Origin of the sequence: Klebsiella sp. 10982, from assembly GCF_048589245.1 — a bacterium.
Taxonomy (GTDB): domain Bacteria; phylum Pseudomonadota; class Gammaproteobacteria; order Enterobacterales; family Enterobacteriaceae; genus Klebsiella; species Klebsiella quasivariicola.
This window is the reverse complement of record NZ_JBMAXV010000044.1, coordinates 21,601-34,271: the sequence shown is the minus strand read 5'-3', so window position 1 is coordinate 34,271 and position 12,671 is coordinate 21,601. Positions and strand designations below refer to the sequence as shown.

Genomic DNA, 12,671 nt, shown 5'->3' with positions numbered 1-12,671 from the left:
TCGTACCGTTGGCGCGGGCGTGGTTGCTAAAGTTCTCGGCTAATTGCTGATAACATTTGACGCAATGCGCAATAAAAGGGCATCATTTGATGCCCTTTTTGCACGCTTTCACACCAGAACCTGGCTCATCAGTGATTTTATTTGTCATAATCATTGCTGAGACAGGCTCTGAAGAGGGCGTTTATACACCAAACCATTCGAGCGTCAGGGCGACGGCCAATCAACTCCTTTTTTGCAACAGCAGGGCAGGGGTGACACGACCGTCAACATTGAAGCAATTTGAATAGTTAAGTGTATAATCCGAAACTTAATTTCGGTTTGGATCGCCTCGCCCCCGCGGGGTGAAATTGTTTGTAGAATACTTCTGACAGGTTGGTTTATGAGTGCGAATACCGAAGCTCAAGGGAGCGGGCGCGGCCTGGAAGCGATGAAGTGGATTATCGTTGCCGTGCTGCTGATCGTGGCGATCGTGGGCAACTTCCTTTATCGCGACATTATGCTGGCGGTGCGTGCGCTGGCCGTGGTTATTCTTATTGCTGCTGCCGGTGGCGTCGCGCTGTTGACGACGAAAGGTAAGGCGACCGTTGCTTTTGCTCGCGAAGCGAGAACCGAAGTTCGTAAAGTGATTTGGCCGACTCGCCAGGAAACGCTGCATACTACGCTGATTGTTGCTGCCGTGACTGCAGTAATGTCACTGATCCTGTGGGGACTGGATGGTATTCTGGTTCGCCTGGTCTCCTTTATCACTGGCCTGAGGTTCTGAGATGTCTGAAGCTCCTAAAAAGCGCTGGTACGTCGTTCAGGCGTTTTCCGGTTTTGAAGGTCGCGTAGCCACGTCGCTGCGTGAACATATCAAATTACACAACATGGAAGAGTTGTTTGGCGAAGTCATGGTTCCGACTGAAGAAGTGGTTGAGATCCGTGGCGGTCAGCGTCGCAAAAGCGAACGTAAATTCTTCCCGGGCTATGTCCTTGTTCAGATGGTCATGAACGACGCAAGCTGGCACCTGGTGCGCAGCGTACCGCGCGTGATGGGCTTCATCGGCGGCACCTCTGACCGTCCGGCGCCGATCAGCGACAAAGAAGTCGACGCTATCATGAACCGCCTGCAGCAGGTTGGCGATAAGCCGCGTCCGAAAACGCTGTTTGAACCGGGTGAAATGGTTCGTGTTAACGACGGTCCGTTCGCTGACTTTAACGGCGTGGTTGAAGAAGTGGACTACGAGAAGTCTCGCCTGAAAGTTTCCGTTTCTATCTTCGGTCGCGCGACCCCGGTAGAACTGGACTTCAGCCAGGTTGAGAAGGCGTAAGCCGGCGATCAAAAAAGCAGCGATTTAATCGTTGCATAGGGCGCGAAATTGGCATACAATTTCGCGCCTTTTGTTTTTATGGGCCCGGCCCGTAAAACGATGTTTAATCACGGGGAGCTTCTCTGAAGCGTTAATACCCAATTTGAGGATTTAAGAATGGCTAAGAAAGTCCAAGCCTACGTCAAGCTGCAGGTTGCAGCTGGTATGGCGAACCCGAGCCCGCCGGTCGGCCCAGCACTGGGTCAGCAGGGCGTGAACATCATGGAATTCTGCAAAGCGTTCAACGCCAAAACTGATTCCCTGGAGAAAGGTCTGCCGATCCCGGTTGTTATCACCGTTTACGCTGACCGTTCCTTTACCTTTGTTACCAAGACTCCGCCGGCTGCTGTTCTGCTGAAGAAAGCTGCAGGCATCAAGTCTGGTTCCGGTAAGCCGAACAAAGATAAAGTGGGTAAAATCTCCCGCGCTCAGCTGCAGGAAATCGCGCAGACCAAAGCTGCCGACATGACTGGTGCCGACATTGAAGCGATGACTCGCTCCATCGAAGGTACTGCACGTTCCATGGGCCTGGTAGTGGAGGACTAAGAAATGGCTAAACTGACCAAGCGCATGCGCGTGATCCGTGAGAAAGTTGATGCAACTAAACAGTACGACATCAACGAAGCCATCGCTCTGCTGAAAGAGCTGGCCACCGCTAAATTTACCGAAAGCGTAGACGTTGCCGTTAACCTCGGCATCGACGCGCGTAAATCTGACCAGAACGTCCGTGGCGCAACTGTACTGCCGCACGGTACTGGCCGTTCCGTTCGCGTAGCCGTATTTACCCAGGGCGCAAACGCTGAAGCTGCTAAAGCTGCAGGCGCTGAGCTGGTAGGTATGGAAGATCTGGCTGAGCAGATCAAAAAAGGCGAAATGAACTTTGACGTTGTTATTGCTTCCCCGGATGCAATGCGCGTTGTTGGCCAGCTGGGTCAGGTTCTGGGTCCGCGTGGCCTGATGCCGAACCCGAAAGTAGGTACCGTAACGCCGAACGTTGCTGAAGCGGTTAAAAACGCGAAAGCAGGTCAGGTTCGTTACCGTAACGACAAAAACGGCATCATCCACACCACCATCGGTAAAGTGGACTTTGACGCTGACAAACTGAAAGAAAACCTGGAAGCTCTGCTGGTTGCGCTGAAAAAAGCAAAACCGACTCAGGCGAAAGGCGTGTACATCAAGAAAGTTAGCATCTCCACCACCATGGGTGCAGGTGTTGCAGTAGATCAGGCTGGCCTGAACGCTTCTGCAAACTAATGCCTTTACGTGGGCGGTGATTTTGTCTACAATCTTACCCCCACGATTCTGTCAATAAGACAGACGCTATGCGAGTCATTTGAATTGCAGCAAGGCAGCAATCGGGTGAATCACCGGGAGTGTAGTTAACTACATGACCGGTGTGAACGAGAGCAGCTAACGCCGCTGCGGTTCGAAGAACGAAGGCATAGGAAGAATTTGTTCGTTGGAGCCTGGCCTATCCAGGCCTCCGTCGAAGACCGCAGGTGTTTCGCAAGAAACTTAATCCCCTGCGTAGACGGTGACAGAACGCTAAGATTATTTTTGGATATTCTGGCTTGTTTCTGCTCACCGTATTTAGACGCTCTTTTCGTTGAATTGAGTGAAGTGAGTTCCAGAGCATAGGCTCTGGCAAACATCCAGGAGCAAAGCTAATGGCTTTAAATCTTCAAGACAAACAAGCGATTGTTGCTGAAGTCAGCGAAGTAGCCAAAGGCGCGCTGTCTGCAGTAGTTGCGGATTCCCGTGGCGTAACTGTAGATAAAATGACTGAACTGCGTAAAGCAGGTCGTGAAGCTGGCGTATACATGCGTGTTGTTCGTAACACCCTGCTGCGCCGCGTCGTTGAAGGTACTCAGTTCGAGTGCCTGAAAGACACGTTTGTTGGTCCGACCCTGATTGCATACTCTATGGAACACCCGGGCGCTGCTGCTCGTCTGTTCAAAGAGTTCGCGAAAGCGAATGCAAAATTTGAGGTCAAAGCCGCTGCCTTTGAAGGTGAGCTGATCCCGGCGTCGCAGATCGACCGCCTGGCAACTCTGCCGACCTACGAAGAAGCAATTGCACGCCTGATGGCAACCATGAAAGAAGCTTCGGCTGGCAAACTGGTTCGTACTCTGGCTGCTGTACGCGATGCGAAAGAAGCTGCTTAATCGCAGTTATCTTTGTAAAGCATTCGCTTACGTATAAACTTATTCTGATATTCAGGAACAATTTAAATGTCTATCACTAAAGATCAAATCATTGAAGCAGTATCCGCTATGTCCGTAATGGACGTTGTTGAGCTGATCTCTGCAATGGAAGAAAAATTCGGTGTTTCCGCTGCTGCTGCTGTAGCTGTAGCTGCTGGCCCGGTTGAAGCTGCTGAAGAAAAAACTGAATTCGACGTAATTCTGAAAGCTGCTGGCGCTAACAAAGTTGCTGTTATCAAAGCAGTACGTGGCGCAACTGGCCTGGGTCTGAAAGAAGCTAAAGACCTGGTAGAATCTGCTCCGGCTGCACTGAAAGAAGGCATCAGCAAAGACGACGCTGAAGCTCTGAAAAAATCTCTGGAAGAAGCTGGCGCTGAAGTTGAAGTTAAATAAGCCAACCCTTCCGGTTGCAGCCTGAGAAATCAGGCTGAGGCTGGTGACTTTTTGGTCACCAGCCTTTTTGCGCTGTAAGGCGCCAGTAGCGTTTCACGCTGTTTGACTACTGGTTTGCCTCTCAATGCTTGTTTCTATCGACGACTTAATATACTGCGACAGGTTAGGGTTCCTGGGCTGTGTAAATCGCAATGAAATGGTTTAAGCGTGATAGCAACAGGCATTGCGGAAAGTGTTCCATTTTCCGGTCAACAAAATAGTGTTGCATAAAAAACTGCCCTCTGCGGGCAGATGGGTCGACTTGTCAGCGAGCTGAGGAACCCTATGGTTTACTCCTATACCGAGAAAAAACGTATTCGTAAGGATTTTGGTAAACGTCCACAAGTTCTGGATGTTCCATATCTCCTTTCTATCCAGCTTGACTCGTTCCAGAAGTTTATCGAGCAAGATCCTGAAGGGCAGTATGGTCTGGAAGCTGCTTTCCGTTCCGTATTCCCGATTCAGAGCTACAGCGGTAATTCCGAGCTGCAATACGTCAGCTACCGTCTGGGCGAACCGGTTTTTGATGTTAAAGAATGTCAGATCCGTGGCGTGACTTATTCTGCACCGCTGCGTGTAAAACTGCGTCTGGTGATCTACGAGCGTGAAGCGCCGGAAGGCACCGTCAAAGACATCAAAGAACAAGAAGTCTACATGGGCGAAATCCCGCTCATGACCGACAACGGTACCTTTGTCATCAACGGTACCGAGCGTGTTATCGTTTCTCAGCTGCACCGTAGCCCGGGCGTCTTCTTTGACAGTGACAAAGGTAAGACCCACTCTTCCGGTAAGGTCCTGTATAACGCACGTATCATTCCTTACCGCGGTTCCTGGCTGGACTTCGAATTCGACCCGAAAGACAACCTGTTCGTTCGTATCGACCGTCGTCGTAAGCTGCCGGCTACCATCATCCTGCGCGCGCTGAATTACACCACTGAGCAGATCCTTGACCTGTTCTTCGAAAAAGTGGTCTTTGAAATTCGCGACAACAAGCTGCAGATGGAGCTGATTCCGGAGCGTCTGCGCGGTGAAACCGCCTCCTTCGATATCGAAGCCAACGGTAAAGTGTACGTTGAGAAAGGTCGTCGCATCACGGCGCGTCACATCCGTCAGCTGGAAAAAGACGATATCAAGCATATCGAAGTGCCGGTTGAATACATCGCGGGCAAAGTGGCGGCTAAAGACTATATCGATGAAGCGACTGGCGAACTGATCTGCCCGGCGAACATGGAGCTGAGCCTGGATCTGCTGGCTAAGCTGAGCCAGTCTGGCCACAAGCGTATCGAAACGCTGTTCACCAACGATCTGGACCACGGCCCGTACATCTCTGAAACGGTACGCGTCGACCCGACTAACGATCGTCTGAGCGCGCTGGTAGAAATCTACCGTATGATGCGCCCTGGTGAGCCGCCGACTCGTGAAGCCGCTGAAAGTCTGTTCGAGAACCTGTTCTTCTCCGAAGACCGCTACGATCTGTCCGCGGTTGGTCGTATGAAGTTCAACCGTTCGCTGCTGCGTGACGAAATTGAAGGTTCCGGTATCCTGAGCAAAGACGACATCATCGAAGTGATGAAGAAGCTCATCGATATCCGTAACGGTAAAGGCGAAGTCGATGATATCGACCACCTCGGCAACCGTCGTATCCGTTCCGTTGGTGAAATGGCGGAAAACCAGTTCCGCGTTGGCCTGGTGCGTGTAGAGCGTGCGGTGAAAGAGCGTCTGTCTCTGGGCGATCTGGATACCCTGATGCCTCAGGATATGATCAACGCCAAGCCGATTTCCGCAGCAGTGAAAGAGTTCTTTGGTTCCAGCCAGCTGTCCCAGTTTATGGACCAGAACAACCCGCTGTCTGAGATTACGCACAAACGTCGTATCTCCGCACTCGGCCCAGGCGGTCTGACCCGTGAACGCGCAGGCTTCGAAGTTCGAGACGTACACCCGACTCACTATGGTCGCGTATGTCCAATCGAAACGCCTGAAGGTCCGAACATCGGTCTGATCAACTCCCTGTCCGTGTACGCACAGACTAACGAATACGGTTTCCTTGAGACCCCGTATCGTAAAGTGACCGACGGTGTTGTTACCGACGAAATTCATTACCTGTCTGCTATCGAAGAAGGTAACTACGTCATCGCTCAGGCGAACTCCAACCTGGATGACGAAGGCCACTTTGTTGAAGATCTGGTTACCTGCCGTAGTAAAGGCGAATCCAGCTTGTTCAGCCGCGACCAGGTTGACTACATGGACGTATCCACCCAGCAGGTGGTATCCGTCGGTGCGTCCCTGATCCCGTTCCTGGAACACGATGACGCCAACCGTGCATTGATGGGTGCGAACATGCAACGTCAGGCGGTTCCGACTCTGCGCGCTGATAAGCCGCTGGTTGGTACCGGTATGGAACGTGCTGTTGCCGTTGACTCCGGTGTTACTGCGGTGGCTAAACGTGGCGGTACCGTTCAGTACGTGGATGCTTCCCGTATCGTTATCAAAGTTAACGAAGACGAGATGTACCCGGGCGAAGCAGGTATCGACATCTATAACCTGACCAAGTACACCCGTTCTAACCAGAACACCTGCATCAACCAGATGCCTTGCGTGTCCCTGGGCGAACCCATTGAACGCGGCGACGTCCTGGCCGACGGCCCGTCCACCGACCTCGGTGAACTGGCGCTGGGTCAGAACATGCGCGTAGCGTTCATGCCGTGGAACGGCTACAACTTCGAAGACTCCATCCTCGTATCCGAGCGTGTGGTCCAGGAAGACCGTTTCACCACCATCCACATTCAGGAACTGGCATGCGTGTCCCGTGACACCAAGCTGGGGCCGGAAGAGATCACCGCTGATATCCCGAACGTGGGTGAAGCTGCGCTCTCCAAACTGGATGAATCCGGTATCGTTTATATCGGTGCGGAAGTGACCGGCGGCGACATTCTGGTTGGTAAGGTAACCCCGAAAGGCGAGACCCAGCTGACGCCGGAAGAGAAACTGCTGCGCGCGATCTTCGGTGAGAAAGCGTCTGACGTTAAAGACTCTTCTCTGCGCGTACCGAACGGTGTCTCTGGTACCGTTATCGACGTTCAGGTGTTTACCCGTGACGGCGTAGAAAAAGACAAGCGTGCTCTTGAGATCGAAGAGATGCAGCTGAAGCAGGCTAAAAAAGACCTGTCTGAAGAACTGCAGATCCTCGAAGCTGGTCTGTTCAGCCGTATCTATGCCGTGCTGGTTGCCGGTGGCGTTGAAGCTGAGAAGCTCGACAAACTGCCGCGCGATCGCTGGCTGGAACTGGGCCTGACCGACGAAGAGAAACAAAATCAGCTGGAACAGCTGGCTGAGCAGTACGACGAACTGAAACACGAGTTCGAGAAAAAACTCGAAGCGAAACGCCGTAAAATCACCCAAGGCGACGATCTGGCACCGGGCGTGCTGAAGATTGTTAAGGTATACCTGGCCGTTAAACGCCGTATCCAGCCTGGTGACAAGATGGCAGGTCGTCACGGTAACAAGGGTGTTATCTCTAAGATCAACCCGATCGAAGATATGCCGCACGATGCTAACGGTACGCCGGTAGATATCGTACTGAACCCGCTGGGCGTACCGTCTCGTATGAACATCGGTCAGATCCTGGAAACTCACCTGGGTATGGCTGCGAAAGGCATCGGCGATAAGATCAACGCCATGCTGAAACAGCAGCAGGAAGTCGCGAAACTGCGCGAGTTCATCCAGCGTGCCTACGATCTGGGTGCTGACGTTCGTCAGAAAGTTGACCTGAATACCTTCAGCGATGAAGAAGTTCTGCGTCTGGCTGAAAACCTGCGTAAAGGTATGCCGATCGCAACGCCGGTGTTCGACGGTGCGAAAGAAGCGGAAATTAAAGCGCTGCTGCAGCTGGGCGACCTGCCGACTTCCGGTCAGATCACCCTGTTTGACGGCCGCACCGGTGAGCAGTTCGAGCGTCCGGTAACCGTGGGTTACATGTACATGCTGAAACTGAACCACCTGGTCGACGACAAAATGCACGCGCGTTCCACCGGTTCTTACAGCCTGGTTACTCAGCAGCCGCTGGGTGGTAAGGCGCAGTTCGGTGGTCAGCGCTTCGGTGAGATGGAAGTGTGGGCGCTGGAAGCATACGGCGCGGCCTACACCCTGCAGGAAATGCTCACCGTTAAGTCTGATGACGTGAACGGTCGTACCAAGATGTATAAAAACATCGTGGACGGCAATCACCAGATGGAACCGGGCATGCCGGAATCCTTCAACGTACTGTTGAAAGAAATTCGCTCGCTGGGCATCAACATCGAACTGGAAGACGAGTAATTCTCGCTCAAACAGGTCACTGCTGCCGGGTTAACCCCCGGCAGCGGAATGTGCTAACTCCGACGGGAGCAAATCCGTGAAAGACTTATTAAAGTTTCTGAAAGCGCAAACTAAAACCGAAGAGTTTGATGCGATCAAAATTGCTCTGGCTTCGCCAGACATGATCCGTTCATGGTCTTTCGGTGAAGTTAAAAAGCCGGAAACCATTAACTACCGTACGTTCAAGCCTGAGCGTGACGGCCTTTTCTGCGCCCGTATCTTTGGGCCGGTAAAAGACTATGAGTGCCTGTGCGGTAAGTACAAGCGCCTGAAACACCGCGGTGTGATCTGTGAGAAGTGCGGCGTTGAAGTGACCCAGACCAAAGTGCGTCGTGAGCGCATGGGCCACATCGAGCTGGCATGTCCGACTGCGCACATCTGGTTCCTGAAATCCCTGCCGTCCCGTATCGGCCTGCTGCTGGATATGCCGCTGCGCGATATCGAACGTGTACTGTACTTTGAATCCTATGTGGTTATCGAAGGTGGCATGACCAACCTCGAACGCAACCAGATTCTGACGGAAGAACAGTACCTGGACGCGCTGGAAGAGTTCGGTGACGAATTCGACGCGAAGATGGGTGCGGAAGCGATCCAGGCGCTGCTGCGCAATATGGATCTGGAGCAGGAATGCGAGCAGCTGCGTGAAGAGCTGAACGAAACCAACTCCGAAACCAAGCGTAAAAAGCTGACCAAACGCATTAAGCTGCTGGAAGCCTTCGTACAGTCTGGCAACAAGCCGGAGTGGATGATCCTGACCGTTCTGCCGGTACTGCCGCCAGATCTGCGTCCGCTGGTTCCGCTGGATGGTGGTCGTTTCGCGACGTCTGACCTCAACGATCTGTATCGTCGCGTGATCAACCGTAACAACCGTCTGAAACGTCTGCTGGATCTGGCTGCGCCGGATATCATCGTACGCAACGAAAAACGTATGCTGCAGGAAGCGGTTGACGCCCTGCTGGATAACGGTCGTCGTGGTCGTGCGATCACCGGTTCTAACAAACGTCCTCTGAAATCTTTGGCCGATATGATCAAAGGTAAACAGGGTCGTTTCCGTCAGAACCTGCTCGGTAAGCGTGTTGACTACTCCGGTCGTTCTGTTATCACCGTAGGTCCATACCTGCGTCTGCATCAGTGCGGTCTGCCGAAGAAAATGGCGCTGGAGCTGTTCAAACCGTTCATCTACGGCAAGCTGGAACTGCGTGGCCTGGCCACCACCATCAAAGCCGCTAAGAAAATGGTTGAGCGCGAAGAAGCTGTCGTTTGGGATATCCTGGATGAAGTTATCCGCGAACACCCGGTACTGCTGAACCGTGCGCCGACCCTGCACCGTCTGGGTATCCAGGCGTTCGAACCGGTTCTGATCGAAGGTAAAGCCATCCAGCTGCACCCGCTGGTTTGTGCGGCCTATAACGCCGACTTCGATGGTGACCAGATGGCTGTTCACGTACCGCTGACGCTGGAAGCCCAGCTGGAAGCGCGTGCGCTGATGATGTCTACCAACAACATCCTGTCCCCGGCGAACGGCGAACCAATCATCGTTCCGTCTCAGGACGTTGTACTGGGTCTGTACTACATGACCCGTGACAGTGTTAACGCCAAAGGCGAAGGCATGGTGCTGACTGGCCCGAAAGAAGCTGAGCGTATTTATCGCGCTGGCCTGGCCTCTCTGCATGCGCGCGTTAAAGTGCGTATCACTGAATACGAAAAAGACGACAATGGTGAATTTGTCGCGAAAACCAGCCTGAAAGACACGACCGTTGGCCGTGCCATTCTGTGGATGATCGTACCGAAAGGTCTGCCGTTCTCTATCGTGAACCAGGCGCTCGGTAAGAAAGCGATCTCCAAGATGCTGAACACCTGTTACCGTATTCTGGGCCTGAAACCGACCGTTATTTTCGCGGACCAGACGATGTACACCGGCTTTGCTTATGCAGCGCGTTCAGGTGCGTCCGTTGGTATCGATGACATGGTCATCCCGGAGAAAAAATACGAAATCATCAGCGAAGCGGAAGCGGAAGTTGCTGAGATTCAGGAACAGTTCCAGTCTGGTCTGGTGACCGCGGGCGAACGCTACAACAAAGTTATCGATATCTGGGCTGCGGCGAACGATCGTGTATCCAAAGCGATGATGGATAACCTGCAAACCGAAACCGTGATTAACCGTGACGGTCAGGAAGAACAGCAGGTTTCCTTCAACAGCATTTACATGATGGCCGACTCCGGTGCGCGTGGTTCTGCGGCACAGATTCGTCAGCTGGCTGGTATGCGTGGTCTGATGGCGAAGCCGGATGGCTCCATCATCGAAACGCCGATCACCGCGAACTTCCGTGAAGGTCTGAACGTACTCCAGTACTTCATCTCGACCCACGGTGCGCGTAAAGGTCTGGCGGATACCGCACTGAAGACAGCGAACTCCGGTTACCTGACGCGTCGTCTGGTTGACGTTGCGCAGGACCTGGTTGTTACTGAAGACGACTGTGGCACCCTGGAAGGCATCACCATGACGCCGGTTATCGAAGGTGGCGACGTTAAAGAGCCGCTGCGCGATCGCGTACTGGGTCGTGTGACTGCTGAAGACGTTCTGAAGCCGGGTACCGCGGATATTCTGGTTCCACGCAACACGCTGCTGCACGAGCACTGGTGTGATCTGCTGGAAGCGAACTCCGTTGACTCCGTCAAAGTGCGTTCCGTTGTATCCTGTGACACCGACTTTGGTGTATGTGCGCACTGCTATGGTCGTGACCTGGCGCGTGGCCACATCATCAACAAAGGTGAGGCTATCGGCGTTATCGCGGCACAGTCCATCGGTGAGCCGGGTACACAGCTGACGATGCGTACGTTCCACATCGGTGGTGCGGCATCTCGTGCGGCTGCTGAATCCAGCATCCAGGTGAAAAACAAAGGTAGCATCAAGCTCAGCAACGCGAAGTCGGTTGTGAACTCCAGCGGTAAACTGGTCATCACTTCCCGTAACACCGAGCTGAAGCTGATCGACGAATTCGGTCGTACCAAAGAGAGCTATAAAGTGCCTTACGGTGCGGTTATGGCGAAAGGCGACGGCGAGCAGGTTGCCGGCGGTGAAACCGTCGCAAACTGGGATCCGCATACCATGCCGGTCATCACCGAAGTTAGCGGCTTCATCCGCTTCACTGACATGATCGACGGCCAGACCATTACTCGTCAGACCGACGAGCTGACCGGTCTGTCTTCGCTGGTGGTTCTGGACTCTGCAGAACGTACCGCAGGTGGTAAAGATCTGCGTCCGGCACTGAAAATTGTTGATGCTCAGGGCAATGACGTTCTGATCCCAGGCACCGATATGCCTGCTCAGTACTTCCTGCCGGGTAAAGCAATTGTTCAGCTGGAAGATGGCGTACAGATCAGCTCCGGTGACACCCTGGCGCGTATTCCGCAGGAATCCGGCGGTACCAAGGATATCACCGGTGGTCTGCCGCGCGTTGCGGACCTGTTCGAAGCACGTCGTCCGAAAGAGCCGGCGATCCTGGCTGAAATCAGCGGTATCATTTCCTTCGGTAAAGAAACCAAAGGGAAACGTCGTCTGGTTATCACCCCGGTAGACGGTAGCGAGCCGTACGAAGAGATGATCCCGAAATGGCGTCAGCTCAACGTGTTCGAAGGTGAACGTGTAGAACGTGGTGACGTGGTTTCCGACGGTCCGGAAGCACCGCACGACATTCTGCGTCTGCGTGGCGTACATGCTGTGACCCGTTACATTGTTAACGAAGTCCAGGACGTATACCGTCTGCAGGGCGTTAAGATTAACGATAAACACATCGAAGTTATCGTTCGTCAGATGCTGCGTAAAGCCACCATTGAAAGCGCAGGCAGCTCCGACTTCCTCGAAGGCGAGCAGGTTGAATACTCCCGCGTCAAGATCGCGAACCGCGAACTGGAAGCGAATGGCAAAGTGGGCGCAACGTTCTCCCGCGATCTGCTGGGTATCACCAAAGCGTCTCTGGCCACCGAGTCCTTCATCTCCGCGGCATCGTTCCAGGAGACCACTCGCGTGCTGACCGAAGCCGCCGTTGCGGGCAAACGCGACGAGCTGCGCGGTCTGAAAGAGAACGTCATCGTGGGTCGTCTGATCCCGGCGGGTACCGGTTATGCGTACCACCAGGATCGTATGCGCCGTCGTGCGGCTGGCGAATTGCCGGCAGCACCGCAGGTGAGCGTGGAAGAAGCGTCTGCCAACCTGGCAGAGCTGCTGAACGCAGGTCTGGGCGGTTCTGACAACGATTAATCGTTGATGCACTGCTAAAAAGCCGGTCAGGTTCCCTGACCGGCTTTTTTATTGTCTGTTCGCCGCCTTACT

The 12,671-nt window shown here is 53.5% G+C and carries 8 protein-coding genes; all 8 read left to right on the top strand.

Annotated elements, in window-relative coordinates; all coding sequences use genetic code 11:
- The first annotated feature begins 379 nt into the window (after nucleotides 1-379).
- The 8 genes from secE (at nucleotide 380) to rpoC (ending at nucleotide 12,599) form a co-directional block, all read left to right on the top strand.
- Nucleotides 380-763 (top strand): preprotein translocase subunit SecE, encoded by a 384-nt coding sequence (secE, locus tag ACKLKD_RS23510; protein WP_002883772.1) that lies wholly within the window; start codon nucleotides 380-382, stop codon nucleotides 761-763.
- A gap of 1 nt (nucleotide 764) precedes the next feature.
- Nucleotides 765-1,310, top strand: a complete 546-nt coding sequence (nusG, locus tag ACKLKD_RS23505) for a transcription termination/antitermination protein NusG (protein WP_001287521.1) — start codon at nucleotides 765-767, stop codon at nucleotides 1,308-1,310.
- 156 nt (nucleotides 1,311-1,466) lie between these two features.
- On the top strand, nucleotides 1,467-1,895 hold the full coding sequence (gene rplK, locus ACKLKD_RS23500; RefSeq protein WP_002884034.1) for a 50S ribosomal protein L11: 429 nt from the start codon (nucleotides 1,467-1,469) through the stop codon (nucleotides 1,893-1,895).
- A gap of 3 nt (nucleotides 1,896-1,898) precedes the next feature.
- On the top strand, nucleotides 1,899-2,603 hold the full coding sequence (gene rplA / locus ACKLKD_RS23495; protein ID WP_002884036.1) for a 50S ribosomal protein L1: 705 nt from the start codon (nucleotides 1,899-1,901) through the stop codon (nucleotides 2,601-2,603).
- 413 nt (nucleotides 2,604-3,016) lie between these two features.
- The gene (gene rplJ / locus ACKLKD_RS23490) at nucleotides 3,017-3,514 is read left to right on the top strand and encodes a 50S ribosomal protein L10 (protein WP_001207203.1); all 498 of its coding nucleotides are present in this window, start codon (nucleotides 3,017-3,019) and stop codon (nucleotides 3,512-3,514) included.
- 66 nt (nucleotides 3,515-3,580) lie between these two features.
- Nucleotides 3,581-3,946 (top strand): 50S ribosomal protein L7/L12, encoded by a 366-nt coding sequence (rplL, locus tag ACKLKD_RS23485; protein ID WP_002884142.1) that lies wholly within the window; start codon nucleotides 3,581-3,583, stop codon nucleotides 3,944-3,946.
- 324 nt (nucleotides 3,947-4,270) lie between these two features.
- Entirely contained in the window at nucleotides 4,271-8,299 is a 4,029-nt protein-coding gene (rpoB, locus tag ACKLKD_RS23480) for a DNA-directed RNA polymerase subunit beta (protein ID WP_025713260.1), read from the top strand.
- Between the two features lie 76 nt (nucleotides 8,300-8,375).
- Nucleotides 8,376-12,599: a DNA-directed RNA polymerase subunit beta' gene (rpoC, locus tag ACKLKD_RS23475; protein WP_023291591.1), complete on the top strand. Its 4,224-nt coding sequence runs from the start codon at nucleotides 8,376-8,378 to the stop codon at nucleotides 12,597-12,599.
- The last annotated feature ends 72 nt before the right edge of the window (nucleotides 12,600-12,671 follow it).